The sequence below is a fragment of the Tistlia sp. genome (assembly GCF_040905785.1).
In the GTDB taxonomy this organism is placed as follows: domain Bacteria; phylum Pseudomonadota; class Alphaproteobacteria; order Kiloniellales; family DSM-21159; genus Tistlia.
In genome coordinates this window covers 96086-120279 of record NZ_JBBDQW010000005.1, presented here as the reverse complement: position 1 = coordinate 120279, position 24194 = coordinate 96086, and the positions used below count along the sequence as shown (strand labels likewise).

Here is a 24194-nt window from a genome sequence, read left to right as displayed (position 1 = left end):
GAGATTGTCAGGGTACTCACGCGACCCTTTTAAAGGTGCCGAACATGGCTACACTAATCACCGCTTCAATGCTCTACGACTTGGTCTCGTGCCCCCATCGGGTAACCATGGACATCTTCACCGATCCGGCCGAACGCGATGCTCCCAACGCCTTTATCGAACTCTTGTGGGAGAAGGGCTCCATGTACGAACAAGAGGTGATTGAAGGGCTGAAGGTGCCATTTACCGATCTCTCCATGTATTCCGGTGAAGAAAAGGAGCTGCTAACCCTTGAAGCCATGCAGCGCGGAGACCCGGTAATTTACAGTGGACGCGTACAGGCCGACGGCCTGCTCGGGGACCCTGATCTGCTACGTAAAGAAGACGAAGGGTATATCGCCGGTGACATCAAGTCTGGATCAGGCGAGGAGGGGCCTGAGGATCTTTCAAAGCCAAAGAAGCACTACGCAGTGCAGCTTGGGCTTTACACTGACATTCTCGAACGCAAAGGTCTTTCGGCCGGTAAACGAGCATTCATCTGGGATATCAATGGTGAAGAGGTCATCTATGATTTTGCGAAGCTATACGGCAAAAGGAATCCGCGCACGCTCTGGCAAGATTATCAGGACCACCTCATTGAGGCAGAGGCCATTGTCGGACAGTCCACGGAGACGCTCGCGGCCTATAGTGGAGCCTGCAAACTTTGCCACTGGTATAGCGCTTGTCTCTCCCGCTTGAGCGAGGCAAATGACCTCACCTTGATTCCCGAGTTGGGCAGGTCAAAGCGCGACGTAATGATAGACCACGTCAGAACCATCCAGGAACTCGCCGATGCTGATCCAGGTGACTTTCTGGATGGAAAGAAATCAGTCTTTCCCGGAATTGGTCCCGACACTCTGAAAAAATTCCGCGCCCGTGCGAAGTTAATTTCTGCTGGGAAAAATGCGAAACCCTACCTGCGTGAGCCAGTAACGCTTCCAGCAGCTGACCTGGAGTTGTACTTCGATATCGAAGTTGATCCTATGCGGGACATTTGTTATCTGCACGGCTTTGTTGAGCGGCGTGACGGTAACAATGATTCAGAACGATTTATTGCATTCCTTGCCGAGGAGCCTACCGCTGAAGCCGAGGAGCAGGCTTTTGCCGATGCATGGCGCTACATGCAGGAAAGTCAACCTTGCATCATCTATTACTATTCGAAGTATGAGCGAACAATCTACCGAAAGCTCCGCGAAAAATATCCTTCCGTTTGTACGGAAGACGAGCTGGAGACCCTATTTGACCCTCAGCGGGCCATAGATCTTTATTTTGACATAGTACTAAAGGCTACGGAGTGGCCTACGCGAGACTTTTCCATCAAAACCCTCGCGAAATTTCTCGGTTTTTATTGGCGCGACACGCATCCGTCTGGTGCGGCATCCATTGAATGGTTTCATAGATGGGTCGAAACGAGCGATACGGCAATCCGCCAACGTATTCTTGATTATAACGAAGATGACTGCCGTGCGACGCGCGTACTTCGCGACGCCATAGACGGCCTTACCTTAGTTCCGGAGGAGGCCGCATGACCAAATCGCAGCACACTCACGATGCCCTAAAAGCGCTTTCAGACCTGAGAGACCACCTCGCTCGTCATGATAAGCCAATCGCATTTTTCTTCGGAGCGGGAACCTCTTGTTCAGTTAGGATCCCCGACCCTGACAAGGAAGGAGAGACACTGCCGCTCATACCAGCCGTGGCCGGGCTTACGGAAATATGCCGAGAGGAGACGAGTGGGCTGGGCGAGAAGTTTGGAAAAGCCTGGACCTTGATTGAGGAGAACTGCAAGGAAATCGGACAAGACCCGAACGTCGAAAACATCCTCTCACGCCTGCGCATGATGCTGAATGCCGTTGGCAACGCCGATTCTTTGTCTGGTTTGAATAGGGGTGAGATCGAAACGCTTGAGGAGTCTGTTCGGAAGACTATAGCGAAGGTGGTCGCTCCTGACCTGAGCAATGTTCCGAACGACCACGCCCACCGGAAGTTCGCGCAGTGGCTTGTTAAAACGTCGCGCCGGAACCCGGTCGAGATCTTTACCGTAAATTACGACGTGCTCATTGAGCACGCCCTTGAGGTTGAACGTGTCCCAGTCTTTGATGGCTTCGTCGGTAGCTACCAACCCTTTTTCCACCCCGATAGCCTCCGCAGACTTGAAACAGCGCCTGGGGCCAACTGGACTCGGCTCTGGAAAATGCACGGCTCCGTCACGTGGCGGCGCATCGAGCAAGCCGATCGCTTTCGCGTAGTCAGAGGCGAACCCAATCTAGGCGGCGAAATGATCTATCCGTCGTTTGAAAAATACGATGAGTCACGCCAGCAGCCATATTCCGCTTTTACAGACCGCCTCAGCCGGTTCCTCGAACAGGATGATGCACTTCTGATCGTTGCCGGCTTCAGCTTCGGCGATGAACACATAAACAACCTTATTTTCGGAGTTTTGGAAAACAGGCCGAGGACTCACGTCTACGCCCTTCAGTACGGAGAGCTACCCGACGGGAATGAGTTGATTAAGCGTGCTCACCAGAGGCCAAACATGATCGTGATGGGTCCAGAAACGGGAATCATTGGTGGGAAGCGTGGAGCGTGGGTACCTGGCGAGAGTCCGAAGTCTATGGCGGTCGCGTTTGAGGTAGCCGAACTTGAAGCCCCGGAAGGCGGAGAGGGAGCTACAGATCAAGACGCCAAATCGGGCTTGATGAAGATCGGTGGATTTGGGTCATTCTGCGACTTTCTCGAATCCATGTCAGCGAGCTAGATCACCATGCCGCTCTCTGATCCGACATATATAGGCCAGGTTGCCTCCGTCACAGGGGCTGTAGTTCGCGTACGGCTACGTGAAGATATGCCGTCAACGCTGGTTATGATTGGCGGTCAATCTTATCGCGTTGGACAGATTGGCGGATTTTTTAGGGTCCCTCTTGGTTACGCCAACCTCTATGCAGTCTGTACTCAAATCGGCGCAGATGCGGCCCCTCCTGGAAGCGCTGGTGAAACTCTTGGAGCAATACTGGAGACCGAGACTCAGGCTCGACTATCGGGCTTCCGATGGATGACGATTGTCTTATTCGGCGAAGGACTTGGTGGCGATTTTGAGCGCGGCGTTGGTCAGTATCCAACTGTGGGAGACGAAGTCCATCTTGTTACTAATGATGATCTAAGAGTTATCTACGGCTGGGCGAAAGGGAAGAAAGGCACTATTTCTGTCGGGCAGATAGCCGCTGCATCCGGCATTTCAGCCGATATCAGTGTAGCCGGACTTGTTAGTCGCCATAGCGCGATCGTTGGTTCTACCGGCGCTGGCAAATCGAACCTCGTCACCGTTCTCATGGAAACGGTTTCTGATGGAAGCCTGCCGAACGCGCGTGCGATTGTGATTGATCCTCACGGGGAGTACGCGACTGCACTCGGCGACAAGGCTAGGGTGTTCCGTATCCGGCCGAACGAAGAAGCTGGAGAAAGACCATTACGGGTCCCGTTTTGGGCGCTGCCTTTTTCCGAACTTCAGCAGCTTACTCTTGGCGGGCTCCAACCAAACCATGAAGCCGCGATACGCGATCAAGTCCTTGATATGAAAGTTGTGGCTGCCGAGCGCCTCGCCATTTCTCCGCCACCCGAGGCGCTTACAGCTGATACCCCTGTTCCGTTTAGCATTAAGAAACTCTGGTACGACCTTGATCGCTTCGAGCGCGTTACTTTTAGAACAACGGGCAATCAGCAGACAGAGGATCAGGCCTACCCACCTGACGAAGTTGGAGACGCCAGTCAACTCAGATCTGATCGTTATCCTGCCGCAAGTCCCTATAACCAAGAACCATATAAGAACCAGAGAAAGCGGAATCTTGAGCGCCACCTGGACCTGATGCGCAGCAGACTTAAGGATAGCCGTTTTTCCTTCCTTTTCTCCCCCGGTGGGGGCTATGAGCCGAGTTTAGACGGTGAGATAGAAAATGACCTAGATGTGTTGGTTCGAGAATGGGTTGGCCACGACAAGCCAATAACAATTTTTGATGTTTCGGGACTCCCGTCCGAAGTGCTCCCGACCATTGTGGGGACAATGCTACGCGTGGTTTACGATACGCTATTCTGGGCACAGGACCTGCCCATAGGCGGACGACAGCAGCCACTCCTCGTCGTTCTTGATGAAGCTCACCGCTTCGTTCCAGAGGGAGAGGACTCCTCAGCTCATCGGACACTGTCTATGATCGCGAAAGAAGGTCGCAAGTACGGAACCGGTCTCATGCTCGTGACGCAGCGCCCATCTGAGATCGATAGCGCCGTCCTGAGTCAGTGCGGCTCTCTCATTGCTCTGCGGATAACCAACTCGTCAGATCGTGGCAAAGTCAGCGCAGCCATACCTGATGACCTTGGTGGACTCATTGAACAGCTACCTTCATTGCGTACAGGAGAGGGTATCTTCCTCGGTGAAGTTATGCCTATACCGTCGCGCGTCCGTATTCGTAAGGCGAAGAAAAAGCCTATTGGAGATGATCCTAAACTACCTGATGCATGGCAGGTGGAAAATCGTCCTGATGGGGGCCTCTATTCACGCGCCCTGACTAACTGGCGCGCGCAGTCTACTTCCGCCCAGATCGCAGAAAGCGAAGTGGAGGAACCTGACAATGATTGAAATGCATTATGTCGATTCATCCAATATCGAAGCGATTGGTTATGACCATGACAATCAGGAACTACATGTTCGGTTTCTTAGGTCGGGTGAGACGTACGTTTATTATGGCGTTGAAGAGTGGGTTTTCCAGGAGCTTCTGCAAGCGGATTCAAAAGGAACTTATTTAAATACCCATATAAAAAGAAAATATCAGTATGGGAAAATTTGACTCTATGAAAAGGACAATATCCTGAAAACTTCTTTATTTATAATTTATCGTTATTCCTAAGTGTTTTCATTGACGCTTACATGGTATCAGGATTGGTAGTATCTCTTCTATGTCCGAACGTTCACTTAGGGCGCCACAGCACAAATAATCCAGTGCCCATCTTCGCCGGCCGCTGCCCACCACTCTCTTCAAAGGCGTAGCTGGAATCCCCGGAAGCCGTGGCACCGATTTGGCGCCTCGAGGCGCGGGTGTTCCGGCGTGTCGTCATGCGTCATGGTGCGGTTCCCCGGCCTCCCCGCCTGGATATCGAGCACCCTCAACGGCCCAGCTTTAGGTGCGCGCCGCCGAGGACAAGCGTGCCCGATCCGCTCGGATCAGGCGATGCCGACGGCGTCATAGGCGCGCGAGAGCGCATCGGCCACCTCGGGGCGGGTCGGAAACCGCAGTGCGACGATGGCTGCCATGGTTTCCCGCACGTCCAGGAAGCGGGCCGAGCGGGTCAGCCGGGAGAGCGTCAGGAAGTAGAGCTCCGCGGTTTCCTTGGGCGACAGTACGGCGCTACCGCTGCTGCGGGCGGTCAGAAGAGCCTTTGCCGCCAGGGTATGGATGACGCAGTTCGCGTGCTCGGAAAAGGGCGCGGTCTGGTATTGCGAGTAGTGCACCGGAAAGCCGCCCGCGGCGGGATCCTCCAGATCGCGCAGTGCCGTACCCCCGGGGCCCAGGCCGGCGCCGATCGTCCAGCTCCAGCCCTGCGCGTCGGCCGGCGGCGCGTCGCCCCAGTTGGCGATGCACAGGCCGAAGATGTCCGCAAAAGACTCCTCCAGCGCCGCCGGCTCGTTGATCGCCGAGAATTCGGTGACCGCCGCAATGACCCCGTGCGTTACCTCGTGCGCCGCCACGTCGAGCAGCCGTGCCAAGCTCGCCAGATCGCTGCCGCCGCGAACCTGGCCGAACCACATGCGGCCGTTCCACCAGATCGCGTTCGACCACTCGGGCGGCGCATCCCCGGAGGCGGCGCTGGTGCAGTTGACGACCCCGACCAGCGGCGCCCTCTCTCCATCCACGCCTGGATGCAGCAGCACGCCGTTGTAGAAGTCATAGATCCGCACCAGGTTGCAGTGCGCCGACACGGCCGCCGGGTTGATCGCGCCGAAGGCGGCCGAGGTGTGGCGCACCGGCGTACCGAGCTTCGTGGCGGATCGGAGATCGGCATACTCCAGATCGTAGACCTCTATGCCCCGCCGCAGGTCGTGCAGGCTGTACAGACCCTCCGGTGTGCGGCGCCCGTCGAAGGTCTGCTGCCGGCCCACAGCGTCCATGCCGGTGAGCGACACCGGGATTTCCGCAGCCAGCCGCCGTGCCGTGGGCCGGACCGCCACCACCTCGCCTGCATGCGCATCGACGTAGAGATCGTAGGTGCCGCTCGGCGAGCGCGCCGCCGCCGCCTCCGCGACCTCCGGCGGCAGCGGGACGTCGGGAAAGTCATGCACCAGCCGCCAGCTGGGGGCACCGCCCTCCACGACCTCGTCAGCCGCAAGGAAGGCCAGCCGCGCCCCGGCAGGCGGGGCCTCCGCGTCGAGGCGGAACCGCCCGATCAGGCGCCGCCACGCAGCCTCCGCGCTCACAGTCGGCCGCGCCGACACCGCCGGAGGGTCGGCGAGGTCGGCGTTGAGGGACACCAAGCGCCCGTCCGGCGCGAGCTCGACCTTGAGGTTCGTACCGCCGACCTCGACGCTGTCCGCTGTCTGAAAGAAGCTGAAGAGGTGGGTTCCGGACAGCCGCGAGAAGCGCCTGTTGACCAGGACGAGGTCGGAGCGCGGGCCACCGCCGGCCGGCGCCAGGACGGCGTGCAGCACCTCCTGCGCCTGCTGCTGCGCCATCTCGGCCAGCAGCTCCTGGGACGCACGGCGGCGTGCGCCGAGATCGACGCTCAGCAGGGTGCGAAACACTTGGCCCTCTTCGGTCGAACCCGTCCCGAGTCCGGGGGCGTTGTGGCGCACGCGATGGAAGCGCTCGGCCATGGCTAGCCAGCCACCGCGTCCTCGGCCCGGCCACGGCGCGCCGCGTCGCCGGCCTGCGCGTCGCCCGCCTGCCCGTCGCCCGCCGGCACAGCGCCGGGCGGCATCAGACGCAGTCGACGCGGAGCGGTCTCCACCGCCCCCTGGCGCGCGAAGGCAGGGTCGTGCGCGACGCACAGCAGCGCGCGCCGGTGGCAGACGAGACTGCCCAGCGCGAGGTGGCGGGCGACGATCTCGCCCAGACGCTCCTTCGATAGCTGTGGCAGCGCGCGCTCCAGCTCCCGCTCGGTCCGGGTCCAGTAGCAGACGCGCAGGACGGCCAGTTCGGCGTCGTCCAGCGGCGTTTGCGTGCGCTGCCCCGCGGGATCGCAGCGCGCCAGCCGGTCGCCCGCGATGCGCAGGTCCGGCATCGCCGGCCCGGCCTGGTCGGGCTGCGCCGCCGCCTGGCGCAGGGCGTCCAGCGTGTCGATCAAAGCCTGACGCCGCCGATAGGCGCGCGTGCCGGCGAGCGCCTCGGCGCCGCGCAGCATGAGCCGGGCGGCCGCCTCCGCCAGCCTGTACGGCATCAAGGCGCCGCGCGGTGGCACGCTGCCCGGTCCACCCAGCACCAGCCAGGCGCCCTCCGCCCGTCGCCGCCGCGTCTGTGCCAGGGTCAGGCGGTGATGCACGCGGGCCAGGAGCTCGCCGCGATCCGTCCGCCCGGTGCGGCGATAGCGATGCGCCCAGATTGAAAACGGCAGGTCGAGACCGAACAGCTCCTTCGCCCAGCCGTCTTTGGGCAGGCGCTCGATGCGCACGCGGAACCGCTCCTGCTGGGCGGCAATGTCGTCGCGCCCGTTGGCGGCATAGGGGAAGGCATAGAAAATCGTCTGCGGTGGGGCGAAGAGGTGCAGCGATCGCTCCAGCAACGCCGCCTCCGCGGCGACGTCGTCGGGGCGCTGGGTCGGATAGCCGACGAAGTAGTTGGTCGCCACGAGCTGCCCCGCATCGCGCAGCGCCTTGACCGCTTCCAGCGCCTGCAGCGGCGAGAACCCCTTGCGCATGGCCGTCAAGGTCTCGGGGCCGAGGCTCTCGACGTTGAGCCGGACGCGGCTCAGCAGGCGGCTGCCCAGCCGGCCGGCCACCGGCAGGAACTCGGCCCGGAAGCTGCGCACCATCAGCCAGAACTCCAGCAGATAGCGATCCGCCGAGACCTGTGTGCCGGTTCCTTCGGCAGCGGAACGATCGGCGGCGATCGTCTCCATCAGCGGCAGGACGACCCGCAGGTCGTTCTCGTCGGCATCGAAGGAGATCCGGCCCGCGGGGGCCTTGCAAGCGGACGGCCGCGCCTCGCGCGCACGGCAGGCCGCGTCGAGCTCGTGGTGCAGGCTGCGCTGGTCCACCGGGGAGTAGCGCCGCCGGTCGATCTGCGAGCAGAAGCTGCATTCGCCCCAGGAGCAGCCGCGCTGGGACAGGACCCGGATCGCGGCGGCCGCGTCCGTGCGCACGTAGTCGACGCGCGGCTCGGCCGTGCCGTACTCCTCGGGCGTGACGATCCGGGCGGTGCCTGGCGCGCCGCGCGTCGACAGCAGCCCCGGAACCGTGATCTCGCCAGGCGCGGCGCCCGCCTTCAGCGCTGCGACGAGGTCGCGGCAGATCGCCTCGCCGTAGCCGACCACGACCCCATCGACCGCCAGGTTCGGATCGTGCCGGGCTGCCGCCGCCAGCGCTGTCCCGGTGGCCTCGTCGAAGTAGTCGCCGCCGAGCAGGATGATGGCTTCGGGATCGCGCCGCCGGATGATCCGCGCGATATGCAGCGCGCCGATCAGCAGATAATCGTAGACGCTGATGCCGATGACGCGGCGCTGCGCCGGCGGGCCGGCCGTCTGCGGCCAGAGCGCGGCCGCGATAGAGGTCTCGTAGTCCTGCTGCAGCGCCCGCAGTGCCACGGCGAAGCGACGATCGGCGCCGGGCCGCAGGCGGGCGAGCCGGCCGGTCGGGGACAGCAGCCCGGCGCGCGCTGCGATCCCGGGCAGCTCGCCGCCGCCGGCCGCCAGCAGGCCGAGAAAGATGTAGGGGTTGAGCGCGTGCCCGAAGCAGACCCCTGCGCTTTCCGCCGACAGGACAGCCATGGCGCGCTTCAGGGTAGGCCGATGCCGCGCGACGATGCCGGAGCCAGCGACGACGGGGCGCAGGTCGACGACGCGGCCGGACACCCGCGGAACCGAGCTGCGCACGTAGTCGACGACGCTGTGCGGGCCCCAGGGATACAGGGTCGAGTCGACCCCCGGCGGCATGATCACGCTGAAGTCGAGGGAGCGGAGTGCGCCGGCCCCGTCATCAGGCATCGTCCTTCTCCTCCAGGAAACCGAGCTCCCGGTAGAGCCGCACGGCAGGCTCGTTCGCCCGCGTGACGATCAGGCGCAGCCGGCGGTATCCCAGCCGGGCAAGCGCGTCGAGGCTGCGGCGGACCAGGTCGGTGGCCAAGCCGTGGCGCTGGTGCGCCTTGGCGGTAGCGCAGAAGGCCAGCAGCGGCTCGCCCTCGAACTCGGTGACGAAGCTGACGCTGACCGGCTGGCCGTCGTCCATCGCCATGAAGCTGGCCGCTGGGATCGGCGTGCCGTAGGTGCCGTCGAGCGCCTTCGTGGCTTCCGCGACGGCCTCTTCCGGACTTTCCCCCTCGTCGTCGACGGTGCCGGCGTAAGCGTCGTGCAGTAGCAGGCCGACGGCGCGCGCATCGCCGGCTTCGGGCTGGCGCAGGCGCTCGGAGGGCTCGAGCGCCTGCGGCGTCGCATCGATGGTCATCCACTGGCGCGATCGGGGCATGGCCGTCTCACACGTGAGAGGGTTCGGTGGCGGAAGCGCGGAGCCGGTTGGCGCGCGCGGGCTCCGCGGACGGCGTGGCCTCGCTCAGGGCGCCGGCCAGGGCCGCCGCCGCCGCGCTCGCCTCGTCCCCGAAGCCGCGCAGGCGCACGCCGTCGCCCGCTCGCTCGAACAGCACCATCCGCTGCTCGGCGGCGCGCGCGGGATGTGCAGCCAGCCAGAGGCCGGTTTCCCCTTGACCGACCGTCACCTCGTCAGCCCAGCGCAGCTTCTCGATCACGACCGGCACGTAGCGCGCGTCCAGCCAGGGCGTCTCGCGCCCGAGCGAGAGGGCCGTCACCTTGTGCGCCGCCAAGCCGTCGGCAAGGCGCCTCCAGAGCGCCCGGCGGCATCCGCGGTAGGCGGGCGACAGGGCGAACACCATGCCGGACACGGCGGAACCGTCCGCGATCGCCGTGCCGCACAGGAGATGGCGGGTCGCGCGCGCCGGCGCCGCCGGCTGCAAGACGGCGCCGCCGACGATCCCTTGGCCGCACCGCACCAGACCGACCCAGGCCCCGCCGGCGAGCAGGCGGCAGAAGGCCTCGAGATTGTGGGCGCCGTAGGGGGAGATGCCACGGCTGTAGAACTCGCGCACCAGCGGGCCGAAGTAGAGCGAGTCGATCACCTCGGCCTCGCCGAACTCCGCCGCCGGACGTAGCTCGAAGCGAAGCCCGGCGGCCTCCCAAGCCGCCTCCGACCGCGCCAGGGCGCGGCGCCAGTTGCGGTTGCGGCGTGTGCGGTCGAACGGCAGGCGCAGCCGCGCGTCGAGCCAAGACGGCACGGCCGTGAAGGCCGAGCCGTCCTGCCGTCGCGGCATCGGCCCCTCGGCGGGCCCCTCGACCGCAACCGTGTAGTGCAGCGCCAGAAGGCGCGCCGCCGCCCAGTCCTCCGGCTTCGATCCCAGCCGGTGGTCGATCATGGGGCTGCCTCCGCCAGGCGCACTGGCGGCACGCGCGCGGCCGAGAGCGGTGCGGCCGGCGCCTGCGCCGCGGCCAGCGCCGTGGCTAAGTTCGCATCGACGGCGAAGAGCTTGGCCGTCAGCGTGTCGAGCACCCGGAAGCTGCCGTCCAGTCCGCGGCACAGCACCCCGTACGCCGCCCAGCGGCGATACGGCTCTGGCAGCGGTGCGGCCGGCGTGTCGATCGGCAGCCCGAACGGAAACCGCAGGCGGGCGACGTTCGCCTGCACGCGATCGAGGAACCTCGCCAAGCGTTCGGAGAGTGGTGCCCCAAGCGCCGCCGAGGAGACGAACACGAGACGGTCGGACAGCGCTTCTGCGGCGGGGCAGCCGCCGCAGAGATCGGCCCCCGCGGGCTCGAGATAGGCCGGCGAGACCGGCTGCACCCCGATGGGCATCCGCTCGGCGATCGCGACGCGGTAGAGATCCTCGCCCGTCAGGTCGAAGTCCGGCGCCAGCAGGTGCGGCACGATGGCGGTGACGCCGGCGCGGGCGGGCTCCGCCAGCGGCACGGGCCGCAGCGCTGTGCCTGCCGACAGCGCTTCCCAGGCCAGCCGTGCCTCGATGTGGGCGTCGCGTCCCTCGACCAGGCGCTGCCAGGCAGCCAGCGCGGGCTCGCCCAGCGCAGCGGCGGCGACGATCCGCGGCCCGCGGCGGTGCCAGCGCAGACCGCGCCGGCCGAACTGGACGCGGTCGCGGACCTCCGTCGCCAGACTCTCGTCGGCGCAGGCGAGAATGCCGCCCGCCCCGATATCCCACGGCTTGCCGCGGCCCAGGCTCAGCACCAGGAAGTCGGCGGCGCCGGCGAGCGCATCGAAGGCGGACAGCGGCGACAGCGTCAGGTCGGCGACCCGCGGCGGCACCGGCGAGGCGGGCGGCAGGCGGCACGGCGCGCCCCAGGCCGCCACGCTCATCGCGAAGTCGGCGCCGGTCGCGCGCACCCCCTCCGGCGTCGCCTGCAGGTCCGTGCCGACCTCGGCGTAGCGAGGCTGCGCGCCGGCCTCCAGCACGGATTGCGTCAGCGTCCAGCAAGCGAGCGCCGGCACGGCGACGCTGGCGGCCGTCGCGCCGGCGCCGCTCGCCCAGAGGGCCAGACCCAGCGCCGCGCTGCCGCTGTGGACGAAGACCACGTGCTCGCAGCCGGTCCAGGCTCGCACCGCCTCGCTGACGCTGGCCGGCGCGCTCATGACGGCGCTTCCAGGCAGGCGTCGAGCAGGCGCACAACCAGTTGCATCAAGGTCATGGCGGCCAGGGGATCCTCGCTCGGGCCCGGGGCGAACTCGGCGATCTCGAGATACTGCACCCGACCGCCGGAACGCCCGATGGCGGCGGCGGCGGCGGCCAGCTCGCGGGGATGCAGGCCGCCGGGAGAGGGCGCGGCCACCGCGCGCAGGATCTCAGGCGAGATCACGTCGACGTCGATGCTGAGCAGGGTCGCGGCGCCGGCCGTCCGGACGCAAGCGGCGGCGAGGGCATCCGCGTCGGCACACAGGACCCGGTGGGGGGCCGGCGGGGCCCGGTCGCCAGGCACCAGGCCGCGCAGGCCGTACTGCAGGATGCTGGCGACGTTGGCGCGCCGCTCGAGGAAGCGCGCGACGTTGCCCGCATGCGGCAGCGGGCCGGTGATCGCCGTGGCGTCCTCGTGCGCGTCGAACAGGACGACCCGGCTGTCGTCCGGCAGTGCCCCAGCTGTCCAGTGGGTGATTGCGTGATCGCCCCCCAGGATCAGCACCAGGCGCGCGGTGCGCTTGAGCGCCCGCAGCACCTCGGGCAGCCGGTCCAGCGCCGCGGTCGGGTCGTAGCGGTCGATCATCAGGTCGCCGGCGTCGGCCAGCCGGACTCCCGACAGAAGCGGGCGTGCGCGCTCGTAGTCGTACCAACCGACCGGGCGCTTGTGCTCGTCCAGCCGGTAGGGGAACATCCGTGAGGCGCCACGCAGCACCGGCACGCCGGCGGCGGCCGAGCGCGGCGAGCCAAGGTTTCCGGTATCTGAGGGAACGCCGAGCGCGACAACGTCGAAGGTTCCCTCGGGCATCCAGGCTGGCGCCCCGAACAGCCGCGCCTGCGAGGGCCGCAGGAGATCCTCGATCACCGCCTCGGCCTGCGCCACGGTCATCTCGAGTCGCTCCGATCGGCCCGGTTTCCCAGGTCGGCCATCCGCATGGTGCCCTCGCGACGCCAGAAGGCCAGCCACCCCGGGCAGGCCGGCGGGTCGAGCGCACGGATCAACGCCGGCGGCGCATTCAGCCGCGCGTAGTGGCCGAGAGCGCGCAGGTAGACGGGAAGGTCGATCGTGGTGTCCAGGCACCAGGCCGCCTGATCCGGTTCCTCGAGCGGCAGCCGGGCCCGCTCTGCGTCCGTGGCCGGGCGCAGCCCGTCGGCCAGGTCGCGCGTCGCGGACTCGTAGGCGTGCAGCTCGGCCAGGTAGGGCGGCTCGGCCTCGCGGCACCATTCCAGCAGGCTCAGCCGCACCGCGTTATCGACGTCCGGCGCGCGGCGGCGAACCTCGGGCAGGCGGGCGGCGACCTGCAGGAGCGAGTCGGGGCCGGCGAAGGCGCACCCGAGCGCGCAGGTCAGCGGCCAGAAGCGCCAGCACAGCCGCGAGACGTCGAGGACGCGCCGGTCGCTTTCGATCCACCAGCGCGCCTCGTCGTCGCGACCGACCACGGCGGCCGGCGGCGTGCGCCGGTAGAAGCCGAGCAGCAGGCGCTCGTGCGCCTCAGGCGCAGGCACGAGCGGCCTCCGCGGCCGGCGCGATCACCTGCTCGCGCACGGCGGCGATGTTCGCGTCCACGATCTCGGGCGAAGCTCCGTCCAACTCCAGGCAGACCAGCGTCTCCGGCGGTACCCGCTGTGCGATCCGCCGGCCGCAGTCCAGCAACTCGTCCCCGAAGCGCATGTCGTGGCGGTCGATCCACACGTCCCGCCCCTTGACCTGAATGCGTTCGGATCCGGAGAAGTGCAGCTCGACGACCTGCGGCCAGCCGGGCCAGTCGTCCGGCGGCAGGACCGCGGTCCGCTCCGCATTGACCCCATAGCCGATCAGGTGGCCGACATCCATCACGATCCCCGCGCCCGACCGCCGCGCCACCTCGGCCAGCATCACGAACAGGTCGAGCTCGCCGCAGCGATAGTATACTGGGGGATTCTCGATCATCATCGGCCGGCCCAGCGCCTCGGCACACCCGGCCACGTTCTCGGCGATCGCCGTCACGGTCGCCGCGTCCTCGATCGGGTTGAGGAGATGGGCGCCCAGGTACATGCCGTCCCACAGCCAGACCCCGAGGTCCTGCTCCACCCAGCGGGCCCCCAGCCGATCGGCCTGGGCGCGCAGACGCGCCAGCAGATCGGCCGGCACCGAGGTCGGCAGATTGAGTTCGACGGCATGCAGCAGGACCGGCAGGCCCGCTTGCGCCAGCCCTGCGCCCAGCCGCTCGGGCAGCGCCTCGTCGGCCCGGCAGCCGATGTTGACGAAGTCGATCGCGCGCGCCGGCAAGCGGCCCTCGGCGCGGTCTGCAAGCAGGTTGGCGGCCTCTGCCGCGCTCACTCCGAGGCCCAGCTTCATTCCGCGCCGGCCTCCAGCCTTGCGGCGGCCGGGCGCTGGGCGGCCGCCGGCTCGGCTTCGGCGGTCGCCGCCCCGCACAGCGCCCGGACCCGCCGCTCGTAGGCGTTCCAGCCGGCCAGCAGCGGCACGGCGCTTTCCAATGGCGCCCCCGCTTCGGCGCGGCAGAGCTGCTGCAGCACCTTCAAGGGCACGTGGTGAATACGGATCGCTTCGAGCCGCAAGCGCTGCGCCCGCCCGGAATCGGTGTCGGCGAGCCGCCGGGCGGCGGCGCGGGCGGCGTCGCGCAAGCGCTCGACTCGGCGCATGTAGCGGCGCCGGAAGGGGCCGGTGAAGGCCCGGTAGACGGCCTGGACCTGCGGGTCGCGGAACAGTGGATCGACGACCGGCAGCCTGTCCGGGTCGAAGCTGGCCCCCAGCCGCTGCTCGTACGTGCGGCGCAGCGGCGTGCCGGGATAGAGCGTCAGACCGTTGAACAGGTGGCCGAAATCCTCGTGCAGGGTGAGGTCGCAGTCGCGGAAGAAGGCGACGTTGGCCTCCAGGTCGGCCAGGGTCTGGTCCGGATTGAACATGATGAAGTCGATGCCGATGTCGATGCCGTTGCGCTGCAGCGCGCGCACCGCCTGGCGGTTGGTCGCGACGCTCGACCGCTTGTTGAGAAAGGCGAGCTGGTCGTCCGACGCCGCCTCGATTCCCATCTCGACCATGCGCAGCCCCTGGCGTGCCAGGAGGGGGAGGTCGGCTTCCAGCTTCAGCAGCATGCCGACGGTGGAGGACGCACTCCAGGTGACGCCGGGCAGGCGCTCGGCGATAGCGGAGGAGAGCCCGCGCACGCGCCGCGGCACGACGAAGAAGTTGGCGTCCATGAAGTAGATGTGCTCGAAGGGCGCGCGCGCATGCTCGGCGCAGAGCCAGGCGAGCAGCGTGTCGTCGGGCACGGAGCGCCATTTGCCCGGCATGGCGATGATGGCGCAGAAGCTGCACTTCAGCGGGCAGCTTCGGCTGGAGACGAGCGCGACCGCCGAGCGCTGCCGACCCGTCCGCCGGTCGGTGAAGACCAGCGGCGCATTGGCGTGGGTGATCGGCACGCTGAAGGGGTCGGCCATCGCGTCCGGCGCGAGCTGCTCGCCGTCCGGCATCTCGACGATCCCTCCGTCGGCGGCCACGTAGCTGACGCCCGGCACCTCGAAGCGGCGGCAGCCGGCGGCCACGCGATCGAGGATCGCGACGAAGGGTCGCTCGCCGTCGCCGCGGACGATGGCGTCGAAGAGGTGCGTGCGGCGCCGCAGGAAGGTCTCGGTGGTGAGCGTTGGGTGCGGCCCGCCGGCGACGAACACCGCCGCCGGTAGCCGCGCGCGCAGCTGGGCCACCCAGTCGTCAACGATCGCGACCTGGCTGGAATAGATCGGCACGCCGACAACTTGTGGCTGCCAGGCTGCGATCCGGGCGAGCGCAGCCTGGCTTGAGCGCGGGTAGCCGGAGAAGTCGAACAGATGCGTTTGGACCCACGGGCCTAGGGCGTCCTGGACGTAGGCCAGCACGCTCATCGCACCGAGCGGCGGCACCCGCTCCGGACCGTCGCCATAGGGACAGGCCACCATGGCGACGCGCAACGGTTGCCCCCGCTCAGGGGTGCTGGAGCGCGGCGAGTTCCTGCTCACGAAAACTCCGCTCGGCTGCTTCGCGGCTCGCACACGGCTCGACCAGTGCGGAAACCTCGGCCAGTTCGGCCGGATGCAGGCCTCTCAGGCAGGCGACCCGCAACCCGTCGAAGCGCTCCGCGTCGAGCCGGTACAGACGGCCTCCGACGTCGACGAAGACATAGTCGAGATCGCGTATGAAACGCGCGTCACGCTTCAACCCGTATGTCGAAACCTGCATCTGGGAACCGTTCCCCACCGTGCCCTGCCAGCCAGCCAGACATGGCCGCCGCCAGGCGATGGTCGGTCTCAGAACTCCACGTGGGTGCGGCCGAAGACGGCAACGAAATGCTCGCCGCCGATCTCGAGCTCCTGCACGCCGAAGACGCCTTCGCGCGCCTGTCCCTCGCGCTCGCGGAGATTCTTCGGCAGATCTTTCGACGGAACGATCGTCGTCTTGAAGCTGATGGAAATCTCTTTGCCTTCGGCGCCCATCGGATGGCCTCCTTGCTTACGCGGTTTTCGCCATGTTCAGGTCCGGTGGTCTTGTCGAGGTAGACGTTCCAACTGCACACATAGAGTGAGGAAGTGTGAGCCGTTTGCTCTCGCGAGTCCAGAATTTGCGCACACATGCCCTCTCACACCGGTGGCAAAGCACTCGGTGACAACGGCCCGGCATCGCCGCTCGTGTCGGCCCGGGGACGCCCCCCTTGCTCTGCCGTCGCGCCGTAGAGCGGCTGTCCAGCGCACGGCGCGACCGCCGAGCGGGTTGTCGGTATCGTACTTGGCGCGCTCGCAAAGAGACTCGGGAAGCGGCTGGTCGCGCGCTGGCCCTCGTCGCGGTCGCCAGCTCCGTGGTGGCGGCGACCGGGGGAGCTGGTCGGTAAATGCTCTACAGGGGACGGCACACCTGTTTCTGGCCACGCGCGGTAAAGCGGCAGCCTAGCGCGGGATCGCCTGCTTCCGCAGGATCGCCCACATGTTGTCGCTGGTCGGCAGGCGCCAGCCGAGGCCCTGCCAGGCGCTGAAGCCGCAGCGCCGTGCCATCTCCGCCAAGCTCGCCGGCGTGAAGTAGTTCAGGTGGTCCGGATGGCGGAAGCCGCACCAGCGCTTGCCGGTCAGCCGGCGGTTCCAGGAGCCATAGTTCGGTACCTTGACGATGACCACGCCGTCGTCCGCCATGACCCGGTGCAGCTCGCTCAGGACCTCGGACGGATGCAACTCGTGCTCCAGGTAGGATCGCAGGGTCGCACCGGTGAAGTGGCCGTCGGGAAAGGCGCGCAGGCCCTCCAGGCAGGGGGCGGCGACCGCATGGCCACCGCGCTGCGAGAAACGGCGGTCCGCCTTCGCCGCGGCGGCCGCCGAGATCTCGATGCCGTGGGGCACGAAGCCCTCCGCCAGGCCCTCGAGCTGGGCGCCCTGGCCGCAGCCGAGATCGACCACCGGCCCCGGCCGGGCGAAGCGCGCGAGCAACGCCGGCATCTTCTTGCGCGGAAATAGACGCATGCGCCAGCGGGTCCGCCGGTCCAGGGTGTTCTGGATGCCCCAGGTCGCCTCGCGCCACTCGGCCTCCAGGCCTGCCGACTTCTCCCAGCTCATGGTCTCGCTCAGCGCGCCGTAGACCGGCGCGGAGGTGATGTAGGTGAAGCCGCAGGTCGCGCAGTCCTTGACGACCCAGCGGCCCAGGGAGAAGCGGCTCGGCGGCGTTGCGCAGTTGTCGTCCCGGCACAGGGGACAGGCTCGCTCGACCGTCTCGACCTGGCCGAAGGATTCCTCCTGCCAGGTCCCGATATCCTTCGCCGCGCTCTGCCGTCTGCTCATCCCCGGACCCTTTCATGCCTAGGCTCGCTTGTCAGCCCCGGTCCTTGTCCGCCCAGTAACTGCCTGGAGCGGCGAGCCGGAGCAAGGGCCGCTGTCGGGCCCGACGCCTTGGCCTGCCTTCCCTCCTACAAAGCCGGCGCCGAGGCTGGCATGATCGCGCCCTCGGGAACGATCGAAGCGGGCACGACCGAGCGCCGGCCTCAGTGGCGGCGCGACGCGTGCCGCTGCTCCTCGCGGTCGCGGCCGTCGCCCCCTGCCGGGGGCGAGCAGATCCAGGCGTTCGACGTTCCTGCGCGCACTCGCCGCCGCGGCCGCAATGAGGGCCGCGGTCCAAGACCCTTGTTCAAAGGAGCCGCTGCCAATGCGCGCACAGGATTTCAAGCTCGGCCACATCTATGTCGATGCCAGGCCGCCCCGGCGCCAGTGGCGCATCGTCGAGAAGCGGGGGGACGTCTGTGTCCTCGCGCGAGTCGACAAGCCCAGCGTGATGCGATTCTGCGAGTTTGGAACGCTCCTCGATCCGCTCCGGTACGTGAAGTCCAAGGGATAGAAGGGCGGGGTGCCCGTTCTGAGAGGGCTTGTCCGGACGAGCGACACCGGAGACCGGCTGGCGCTCCGCCCAACCGGTCAGCGGCCCCCCTTCGGGTGGGGGCCGTAGGACCTGAACTTCTCGACGACGCGCGCGATCTCCTCGTCCGGCAGAACGTTGAGCGGCGTGCCGAGCTGCAGGGCGACGGCATACTGCCGAGCCAGGGTCTCCAGTTCGCCGGCCAGCCACAGCGCCTTCTGCAGGGTGGCGCCGCAGGCGATCATGCCGTGGTTGGACAGCAGGCAGGCGAGGCGCCCCTCCAGCGCTTCGAGCGCCTGCCGCGACAGCGCCTCCGTGCCGAAGGTCCTGTAGGGCGCGCAGCGCACGGTCGGGCCGCCGGCGGAGGCGATCATGTAGTGCACGGCCGGGATGTCGCGGCCGGTCATGGAGAGCGCGGTGCAGTAGGTCGGGGGGGCATGGACCACGGCGTTGACGTCGCCGCGGGTCGCCAGGATGTCGCGGTGGAATCGCCACTCGGAGGAGGGCGCCAGGGCGTGCTCGTGGCTGCCGTCCATCTTCATGAAGACGATGTCCGCGGGCGCCATGGTCTCGTAGTCGAGGCCGCTCGGGGTCACCAGCAGGCCGTCCCGCCAGCGCGCACTGACGTTGCCGGAGGTGCCGTGGTTGATGCCGAGCGCGGTCATCCTGCGGCAGGTCGCGACGATCTCCTGGCGCAGCGCCGCCTCGGCCCCCTGCATGGCCTCGCCCTCCTTGCCGTCCCGGCCTCCCTTTAGCGAAAGCGGCAGGCTCCTGTCGAGCGGCGCACGGCGGCCCTGCACGCGCCGGCCTTCGATCCGGACGGTATCCTGGGGTATAGCTGTGCGAAGGTCGAACCGCTCCCGAGCGGGAGCGGCGCAACCACAGGGGAGGAGAAGGAGATGGCGGAAACGGGAAAGGTCGCCCTGGTCACGGGCGCGGGCAGCGGCATCGGACGGGCGGTCGCCCTGAGCCTGATGGAGGCGGGCTACGCCGTGGTCCTGGCGGGGCGCCGCGAGGACGCGCTGCAGGCGACCGTGGAGGCCGGCACGGCCAAGGGCGGACGGTCGCTGGCGGTGCCGAGCGACATCGGCAAGCCCGACTCGGTGGCGGCCCTCTTCGCGCGCGCCAGGCAGGAGTACGGGCGGCTCGACCTGCTGTTCAACAACGCCGGCATGGGCACGCCCGCGATCCCGCTCGAGGACCTCAGCTACGCGCAGTGGCAGGCCACGGTCGACGTCAACCTGACCGGCGCCTTCCTCTGCACCCAGGAGGCCTTCCGGATCATGAAGGACCAGGATCCGCGCGGCGGCCGGATCATCAACAATGGCTCGATCTCGGCCTATGCGCCGCGGCCCTTCTCGGCGCCCTACACGGCGACCAAGCACGCCATCACCGGTCTTACCAAGGCGACCGCGCTGGACGGGCGGGTCTACGACATCGCCTGCGGCCAGATCGACATCGGCAACGCCGCCACCGACATGACCGCGCGCATGACCGAGGGCGTGCCCCAGGCCGACGGCTCGAAGAAGCCCGAGCCGCGCATGGACGTGCAGCACGTGGCCGACGCCGTGGTCCACATGGCGAGCCTGCCGCTCGAGGCCAACGTGCTGTTCATGACCGTGATGGCGACCAAGATGCCCTTCGTCGGCCGAGGCTAGCCGGGTTCTCAGTATGAGAAATCCAGGCCATCACACGGGATCGTGATCGAGCCGGGGGCACGGCGCCGTTCGCTGGGCGTAGTGCCTGTGAGGGTTTCGGCGCGGGGCCTCTCGGCCGTCGCCCGGCCGCGTCACCAGGAGCCAGCCCGTCATGTCCCTTCCCTCTTACGCCCTCGAGCCCGACGTCGAGCGGTCCTTCTCGCTCGCCGGCCTGCGCTCCTTCCGGCTGGCCGACGGGCGCACCTACGCCGTTGTCGCGCACGATCCGGCGCTGCGCCTGATCCACGACTTCTGGGTCGGCGGCTTCGAGAGCGAAGAGGAGTTCCGCGCCGTGCTGGCCTACGTGCTGGAGCAGATGCGCCGCGGCGGCTATGTCCTCTGGCTGGCCGATCTTCGCCACCTGACCAGCAGCTTCATGGCTTCCCGGCACTGGCTGGTCGAGGAGCTGATGCCTCAAGCCATCGCGGCCGGCCTAGTGCGCGAGGCGGTGGTCCTGCCCCCGCAGCTGGACGCGCCCGAGGGCTTCGACGTCTTCGGCTCGGCCTCAGCGGCCCTGCGCGACCTGGCCGACGGCCGGATCCGCGGGTTCCATGACCTGGGGGCGGCCAAGCGCTGGCTCCTGGAGGGCCGGTTGCCAGGGCATTGATACGTTTCACTCATTCCAGCAAGGAGCGTGCAGCATGAAGATCAAGCGCAAGGGTTCGGCCTCCTGGCAGGGCGGCCTCAAGGACGGCCGCGGCAGCCTCTCGACCGAGAGCGGCGCGCTCGCCGACTACCCCTACGGCTTCGCCGCCCGTTTCGAGGGCAAGAAGGGCAGCAACCCGGAAGAGCTGCTGGGCGCCGCCCATGCCGGCTGCTTCACCATGGCGCTCTCGCTGATCCTGGGCGAGGCCGGCCTGACCGCCGAGCGCATGGACACGACCGCTGAGGTCGTGCTGGAGCAGGTCGAGGGCGGCTTCTCGATCACCGCGGTGCACCTGACCCTCAAGGCCAGGATCCCCGGCACCGACGCCGAGGCCTTCGAGGCGCTCGCCGCCAAGGCCAAGGCCGGCTGCCCAGTGTCCAAGCTCTTCGACACCGAGATCACCCTGGACGCCAGCCTCCTCGACTGACGGCGCGGCGCGGGCCGCGTCGATGGCGGCCATGCCGGCTTGCCTGTTGACTCGACCTCCGCAAGCCGTGCCCGATTGCGCGAGGATCGAGGGGAGGAAGCCATGCACATCCTGATCATCGGTGCCGCCGGCATGATCGGCCGCAAGCTGACGGCCCGGCTGCTCGCCGAGGGCGCGGTCGCCGGCCAGGCGATCTCGCGCCTGACCCTGGCCGACGTCGTCGCCCCCGAATCGCCGGCCGAGGCCGGCTTTCCGGTCCAGGCGGTGACCGCCGACCTGAGCGAGGCCGGAGTGGCCGAGCGGCTCATCGAGGCCCGGCCGGAGCTGATCTATCACCTCGCGGGCGTCGTCTCGGGCGAGGCCGAGGAGAACTTCGAGAAGGGCTACCGGGTCAACCTCGACGGCACGCGCAACCTCTTCGAGGCGATCCGACTCGCCGAGTCGGACGACCGCTACCGGCCGCGTGTCGTCTTCACCTCCTCGATCGCGGTCTTCGGCGCGCCCTTCCCCGAGGCGATCGACGACGAGTTCCTGCAGGCCCCGCTGACCAGCTACGGCACCCAGAAGGCGATGGCGGAGCTGCTGCTCTCCGACTACAGCCGGCGCGGCTTCTTCGACGGCCTCGGCATCCGGCTGCCGACGATCTGCATCCGGCCCGGCCGGCCCAACCTGGCGGCCTCGGGATTCTTCTCGAACATCCTGCGCGAGCCGCTCTCGGGCAAGGAGGCGGTGCTGCCGGTCGAGGAGTCGGTGCGCCACTGGTTCGCCAGCCCGCGCGCCGCCGTCGGCTTCCTGCTGCACGCCGCGGGCCTCGACCTCGAGCGCGTCGGGCCGCGCCGCAATCTCTCGATGCCGGGCCTGTCGGCGACCGTCGGCGAGGAGATCGAGGCGCTGCGCCGGGTCGCCGGCGAGAAGATCGCCGGCCTCGTTCGCCGCGAGCCCGATCCAAAGATCGCCCGCATCGTCGAGGGCTGGCCGCGCAACTTCGACACCCGGCGCGCCCGCGACCTCGGCTTCGAGGCCGAGACCGACTTCGAGGCGATCGTGCGCGCCCATGTGGAGGACGAGCTCGGCGGCCGGATCGGAGCCTAGGAGCCTGTCTGAGTAAGCGTCTTCGTCTCGACGCTGCGTTGTGTTCGTGATTCACTGAGTTTCATGGGCAAGACCTATCGGGCTTGGGAAGTGGACCAGCGGTGGCTTCTGCCGCCATCGGTGCATGAGTTCGTGGCGGCCGATCATCCGGCGCATTTGGTGCGGGAGATCGTGCGCGTCGAGCTGGACCTTTCGGCGGTACTGGCGCCGTACGAGCGTGAGCTGCGGGGCTATCCGCCGTATCTGCACCGCCCACAACCTCGCCAAGCTCCTCGCGAGCCGCACCGCCTGAAGGAGCTGCCATGACCGCCCCCCGAAACCCGATCGCCAAGACCATCCGATCCGTCGCCTCGACCATTAGCAGGACAGGCTAGGAAGATGCCGAAGTTCTCGGCCAACCTCGGCTTCCTCTGGCCCGACCGGCCGCTGCCCGAGCGCGTCGAGGCGGCGGCGCGGGCCGGCTTCCGGGCGATCGAGCTGCACTGGCCCTACGAGGACATGACGGCGGCCGACATGAAGGCCGCCTGCGGGCGCCTCGGCCTGACCCTGCTCGGCCTCAACACCGCGGTCGGCGACGCCACCAGGGGCGACTTTGGGCTCGGCGCGGTGCCGGGGCGCGAGGCCGAGTTCCGGGCCGCGGTCGAGCAGGCGGTCGCCTACTGCCGCGGCTCCGGCGCCACGGCGATCCACTGCATGGCCGGTGCGGTGCCCGAGGCCGAGCGCGCCCGGGGCCGCGAGACCTTGCTGCGCAACCTCGAGGTCGCCGCCGGCCTGGCCGGCGACCTGACCTTGCTGCTCGAGCCGATCAACCGGCGCGACAAGCCCGGCTACTTCTACTCGAGGGCCGGCGAGGCGGCCGAGATCATCGCCGAGCTCGGCCTGCCAAACGTGAAGCTGATGTTCGACGTCTATCATGTCGGCGTCGGCGAGGGCGACGTCCTGACCCGCCTGGAGCGCCACCTGCCGATCGTCGGCCACGTCCAGATCGCCGCCGTGCCGTCGCGCGCCGAGCCGGACGAGGGCGAAATCGCCTACGGCGCCGTCTTCGAAGCGCTCGACAGGCTCGGCTACGCCGGCTGGGTCGGCTGCGAGTACCGGCCCCGCGGCGACACCGACGCCGGGCTCGCCTGGACGGAACGCCTCGGGGTCGCGCTTTAGCGGCTGGCTGGCCAGCGCGCGGCCGAGGGATTAAGCTCCCGCGACCTATTTCCGCAGACTTTCCCGCGCGAGGACCAGATGGCGACCAGAAAGACCAGCAAGACCGAAGCCGCCGACGCCGCCGCGGCCCGGGAGCGGCCGGACGGCAGCGTCACGGTGCTCGACCCGATCACCGAGAAGCCGGACGCGCTGGCCGCTTCCGGCACCGTCAAGAGCCACGTCATCGCCGCCATGGCCATCGGCACGCTGCCGCTGCCGCTGTTCGACGGCGCCGCGCTCTTCGCCCTGCAGCTGCGCATGATCCGCCGGATCTGCGAGCGCTACGGCCACAGCTTCTCCGAGAAGGCTGTGCGCGCGACGGTCCTCGCGCTGGCCGGCGGTTCGGGCTCGGTCGGCCTCGGCCTGGGCGCGGCCAGCCTGCTGAAGCTGGTGCCGGGCGTCGGCTGGGCCCTCGGCGGTCTCGGCATGCCGGCCGTCGCCGGCGCCGCGACCTACGCCCTGGGACAGACCTACATCCGGCACTTCGAGGACGGCGGCACGATCCTCGACCTCGACGCGCGGAAGCTGCGCGCCTTCTACAACGAGCAGTTCCGCAAGGGCCGGACGGTCGCCGCCGAGGCCGCGCCGGCGTGAGCGAGACCCTGACTGGAAGCCAGCAGGAGGTGTTCGAGCTCGTGAAGTCCAAGGTCGTCGAGGTGCTCGTCGACCTCGATCCGGGCGAGGTGACGCCGGAGCGCAGCCTGGTCGAGCTCGGCGCCAACTCGCTCGACCGGGTCGAGGTCGCGCTGCTCTCGATGGAGGCTCTGGAGCTGCGCATCCCGCCGTCCGAGCTGGCCGGCCTGGCCAACCTCGGCGAGCTGGCCCGGATACTGAACCGCCACCGGGACGCCCGCTGAGGCGGGACGCG

25 protein-coding genes and 1 pseudogene are annotated in these 24194 nt (G+C 67.7%); 13 read left to right on the top strand and 13 right to left on the bottom strand.

Annotated features, from left to right (window positions below; all coding sequences use genetic code 11):
- Positions 1–44: 44 nt before the first annotated feature.
- From WD341_RS01015 to WD341_RS01000, 4 genes are all read left to right on the top strand, one after another.
- Entirely contained in the window at positions 45–1547 is a 1503-nt protein-coding gene (locus WD341_RS01015; RefSeq protein WP_368423541.1) for a TM0106 family RecB-like putative nuclease, read from the top strand.
- Positions 1544–2776, top strand: a complete 1233-nt coding sequence (locus WD341_RS01010; RefSeq protein WP_368423540.1) for an SIR2 family protein — start codon at positions 1544–1546, stop codon at positions 2774–2776. Before WD341_RS01015 ends, WD341_RS01010 begins: the two co-directional genes overlap by 4 nt.
- A gap of 294 nt (positions 2777–3070) precedes the next feature.
- A complete protein-coding gene (locus WD341_RS01005) occupies positions 3071–4648 on the top strand; it encodes an ATP-binding protein (RefSeq protein ID WP_368423539.1) in 1578 nt (525 codons plus the stop codon).
- Positions 4641–4856 (top strand): KTSC domain-containing protein, encoded by a 216-nt coding sequence (locus WD341_RS01000; protein WP_368423538.1) that lies wholly within the window; start codon positions 4641–4643, stop codon positions 4854–4856. Before WD341_RS01005 ends, WD341_RS01000 begins: the two co-directional genes overlap by 8 nt.
- 374 nt (positions 4857–5230) lie before the next feature.
- Here WD341_RS01000 and WD341_RS00995 read toward each other — a convergent pair whose 3' ends face one another.
- The 12 genes from WD341_RS00995 to WD341_RS00940 all read right to left on the bottom strand — a co-directional run bounded on the left by WD341_RS00995 (position 5231) and on the right by WD341_RS00940 (position 17699).
- Positions 5231–6877, bottom strand: a complete 1647-nt coding sequence (locus WD341_RS00995; RefSeq protein WP_368423537.1) for a M4 family metallopeptidase — start codon at positions 6875–6877, stop codon at positions 5231–5233.
- Between the two features lie 2 nt (positions 6878–6879).
- Entirely contained in the window at positions 6880–9156 is a 2277-nt protein-coding gene (locus WD341_RS00990; protein ID WP_368423536.1) for a hypothetical protein, read from the bottom strand.
- Between the two features lie 37 nt (positions 9157–9193).
- Positions 9194–9679, bottom strand: coding sequence for a GNAT family N-acetyltransferase (locus WD341_RS00985; RefSeq protein ID WP_368423535.1), 486 nt, complete (start codon positions 9677–9679; stop codon positions 9194–9196).
- A 7-nt stretch (positions 9680–9686) separates the two neighbouring features.
- On the bottom strand, positions 9687–10637 hold the full coding sequence (locus WD341_RS00980) for a hypothetical protein (RefSeq protein WP_368423534.1): 951 nt from the start codon (positions 10635–10637) through the stop codon (positions 9687–9689).
- Positions 10634–11863 carry a DegT/DnrJ/EryC1/StrS family aminotransferase gene (locus WD341_RS00975; RefSeq protein ID WP_368423533.1) on the bottom strand — a complete coding sequence of 410 codons (1230 nt, stop codon included), beginning with the start codon at positions 11861–11863 and terminating at the stop codon, positions 10634–10636. The genes WD341_RS00980 and WD341_RS00975 overlap by 4 nt, the downstream gene beginning before the upstream one ends.
- Complete coding sequence (locus WD341_RS00970) at positions 11860–12792, bottom strand: arginase family protein (RefSeq protein WP_368423532.1); 933 nt, start codon at positions 12790–12792, stop codon at positions 11860–11862. The genes WD341_RS00975 and WD341_RS00970 overlap by 4 nt, the downstream gene beginning before the upstream one ends.
- Entirely contained in the window at positions 12789–13409 is a 621-nt protein-coding gene (locus tag WD341_RS00965) for a hypothetical protein (protein ID WP_368423531.1), read from the bottom strand. The genes WD341_RS00970 and WD341_RS00965 overlap by 4 nt, the downstream gene beginning before the upstream one ends.
- Positions 13396–14241 (bottom strand): DUF692 family multinuclear iron-containing protein, encoded by an 846-nt coding sequence (locus WD341_RS00960; protein WP_368423530.1) that lies wholly within the window; start codon positions 14239–14241, stop codon positions 13396–13398. Before WD341_RS00960 ends, WD341_RS00965 begins: the two co-directional genes overlap by 14 nt.
- Positions 14238–15899, bottom strand: coding sequence for a radical SAM protein (locus WD341_RS00955; RefSeq protein WP_368423529.1), 1662 nt, complete (start codon positions 15897–15899; stop codon positions 14238–14240). Before WD341_RS00955 ends, WD341_RS00960 begins: the two co-directional genes overlap by 4 nt.
- Positions 15865–16119, bottom strand: coding sequence for a hypothetical protein (locus tag WD341_RS00950; protein WP_368423528.1), 255 nt, complete (start codon positions 16117–16119; stop codon positions 15865–15867). The genes WD341_RS00955 and WD341_RS00950 overlap by 35 nt, the downstream gene beginning before the upstream one ends.
- 68 nt (positions 16120–16187) lie before the next feature.
- On the bottom strand, positions 16188–16373 hold the full coding sequence (locus WD341_RS00945) for a hypothetical protein (RefSeq protein ID WP_368423527.1): 186 nt from the start codon (positions 16371–16373) through the stop codon (positions 16188–16190).
- A gap of 447 nt (positions 16374–16820) precedes the next feature.
- Positions 16821–17699, bottom strand: coding sequence for a class I SAM-dependent methyltransferase (locus WD341_RS00940; RefSeq protein WP_368423526.1), 879 nt, complete (start codon positions 17697–17699; stop codon positions 16821–16823).
- Between the two features lie 361 nt (positions 17700–18060).
- On the opposite strand from WD341_RS00940, the gene WD341_RS00935 reads away from it, so the two are divergent.
- The gene (locus WD341_RS00935; RefSeq protein WP_368423525.1) at positions 18061–18249 is read left to right on the top strand and encodes a hypothetical protein; all 189 of its coding nucleotides are present in this window, start codon (positions 18061–18063) and stop codon (positions 18247–18249) included.
- A 77-nt stretch (positions 18250–18326) separates the two neighbouring features.
- Here WD341_RS00935 and WD341_RS00930 read toward each other — a convergent pair whose 3' ends face one another.
- The gene (locus tag WD341_RS00930; RefSeq protein WP_368423524.1) at positions 18327–18986 is read right to left on the bottom strand and encodes a class II aldolase/adducin family protein; all 660 of its coding nucleotides are present in this window, start codon (positions 18984–18986) and stop codon (positions 18327–18329) included.
- Positions 18987–19166: 180 nt separating this feature from the next.
- Here WD341_RS00930 and WD341_RS00925 point away from each other — a divergent pair, with 180 nt between their 5' ends.
- The 8 genes and pseudogenes from WD341_RS00925 to WD341_RS00890 all read left to right on the top strand — a co-directional run bounded on the left by WD341_RS00925 (position 19167) and on the right by WD341_RS00890 (position 24183).
- The gene (locus tag WD341_RS00925; protein ID WP_368423523.1) at positions 19167–19925 is read left to right on the top strand and encodes an SDR family oxidoreductase; all 759 of its coding nucleotides are present in this window, start codon (positions 19167–19169) and stop codon (positions 19923–19925) included.
- Positions 19926–20076: 151 nt separating this feature from the next.
- Positions 20077–20571, top strand: a complete 495-nt coding sequence (locus WD341_RS00920) for a hypothetical protein (RefSeq protein WP_368423522.1) — start codon at positions 20077–20079, stop codon at positions 20569–20571.
- Between the two features lie 34 nt (positions 20572–20605).
- On the top strand, positions 20606–21037 hold the full coding sequence (locus WD341_RS00915; RefSeq protein ID WP_368423521.1) for an OsmC family protein: 432 nt from the start codon (positions 20606–20608) through the stop codon (positions 21035–21037).
- Between the two features lie 102 nt (positions 21038–21139).
- Positions 21140–22129: a D-erythronate dehydrogenase gene (gene denD / locus WD341_RS00910; RefSeq protein ID WP_368423520.1), complete on the top strand. Its 990-nt coding sequence runs from the start codon at positions 21140–21142 to the stop codon at positions 22127–22129.
- A gap of 63 nt (positions 22130–22192) precedes the next feature.
- Positions 22193–22372, top strand: a pseudogene (locus tag WD341_RS00905) (IS5/IS1182 family transposase); the annotation flags it as partial.
- A 135-nt stretch (positions 22373–22507) separates the two neighbouring features.
- On the top strand, positions 22508–23287 hold the full coding sequence (locus WD341_RS00900) for a hydroxypyruvate isomerase family protein (RefSeq protein WP_368423519.1): 780 nt from the start codon (positions 22508–22510) through the stop codon (positions 23285–23287).
- A 78-nt stretch (positions 23288–23365) separates the two neighbouring features.
- Positions 23366–23920, top strand: a complete 555-nt coding sequence (locus tag WD341_RS00895) for a YcjF family protein (protein ID WP_368423518.1) — start codon at positions 23366–23368, stop codon at positions 23918–23920.
- Positions 23917–24183 carry a phosphopantetheine-binding protein gene (locus tag WD341_RS00890; RefSeq protein WP_368423517.1) on the top strand — a complete coding sequence of 89 codons (267 nt, stop codon included), beginning with the start codon at positions 23917–23919 and terminating at the stop codon, positions 24181–24183. The genes WD341_RS00895 and WD341_RS00890 overlap by 4 nt, the downstream gene beginning before the upstream one ends.
- Positions 24184–24194: the final 11 nt, after the last annotated feature.

Bases quoted from the DNA above. Each gene is read 5' to 3' on its own strand.
- WD341_RS01015 (WP_368423541.1), top strand. From the start codon at position 45: ATGGCTACACTAATCACCGCTTCAATGCTCTACGACTTGGTCTCGTGC.
- WD341_RS01010 (WP_368423540.1), top strand. From the start codon at position 1,544: ATGACCAAATCGCAGCACACTCACGATGCCCTAAAAGCGCTTTCAGAC.
- WD341_RS01005 (WP_368423539.1), top strand. From the start codon at position 3,071: ATGACGATTGTCTTATTCGGCGAAGGACTTGGTGGCGATTTTGAGCGC.
- WD341_RS01000 (WP_368423538.1), top strand. From the start codon at position 4,641: ATGATTGAAATGCATTATGTCGATTCATCCAATATCGAAGCGATTGGT.
- WD341_RS00995 (WP_368423537.1), bottom strand. From the start codon at position 6,877: ATGGCCGAGCGCTTCCATCGCGTGCGCCACAACGCCCCCGGACTCGGG.
- WD341_RS00985 (WP_368423535.1), bottom strand. From the start codon at position 9,679: ATGCCCCGATCGCGCCAGTGGATGACCATCGATGCGACGCCGCAGGCG.
- WD341_RS00980 (WP_368423534.1), bottom strand. From the start codon at position 10,637: ATGATCGACCACCGGCTGGGATCGAAGCCGGAGGACTGGGCGGCGGCG.
- WD341_RS00975 (WP_368423533.1), bottom strand. From the start codon at position 11,863: ATGAGCGCGCCGGCCAGCGTCAGCGAGGCGGTGCGAGCCTGGACCGGC.
- WD341_RS00970 (WP_368423532.1), bottom strand. From the start codon at position 12,792: ATGACCGTGGCGCAGGCCGAGGCGGTGATCGAGGATCTCCTGCGGCCC.
- WD341_RS00960 (WP_368423530.1), bottom strand. From the start codon at position 14,241: ATGAAGCTGGGCCTCGGAGTGAGCGCGGCAGAGGCCGCCAACCTGCTT.
- WD341_RS00950 (WP_368423528.1), bottom strand. From the start codon at position 16,119: ATGCAGGTTTCGACATACGGGTTGAAGCGTGACGCGCGTTTCATACGC.
- WD341_RS00945 (WP_368423527.1), bottom strand. From the start codon at position 16,373: ATGGGCGCCGAAGGCAAAGAGATTTCCATCAGCTTCAAGACGACGATC.
- WD341_RS00940 (WP_368423526.1), bottom strand. From the start codon at position 17,699: ATGAGCAGACGGCAGAGCGCGGCGAAGGATATCGGGACCTGGCAGGAG.
- WD341_RS00935 (WP_368423525.1), top strand. From the start codon at position 18,061: ATGCGCGCACAGGATTTCAAGCTCGGCCACATCTATGTCGATGCCAGG.
- WD341_RS00930 (WP_368423524.1), bottom strand. From the start codon at position 18,986: ATGCAGGGGGCCGAGGCGGCGCTGCGCCAGGAGATCGTCGCGACCTGC.
- WD341_RS00925 (WP_368423523.1), top strand. From the start codon at position 19,167: ATGGCGGAAACGGGAAAGGTCGCCCTGGTCACGGGCGCGGGCAGCGGC.
- WD341_RS00920 (WP_368423522.1), top strand. From the start codon at position 20,077: ATGTCCCTTCCCTCTTACGCCCTCGAGCCCGACGTCGAGCGGTCCTTC.
- WD341_RS00915 (WP_368423521.1), top strand. From the start codon at position 20,606: ATGAAGATCAAGCGCAAGGGTTCGGCCTCCTGGCAGGGCGGCCTCAAG.
- denD (WP_368423520.1), top strand. From the start codon at position 21,140: ATGCACATCCTGATCATCGGTGCCGCCGGCATGATCGGCCGCAAGCTG.
- WD341_RS00900 (WP_368423519.1), top strand. From the start codon at position 22,508: ATGCCGAAGTTCTCGGCCAACCTCGGCTTCCTCTGGCCCGACCGGCCG.
- WD341_RS00895 (WP_368423518.1), top strand. From the start codon at position 23,366: ATGGCGACCAGAAAGACCAGCAAGACCGAAGCCGCCGACGCCGCCGCG.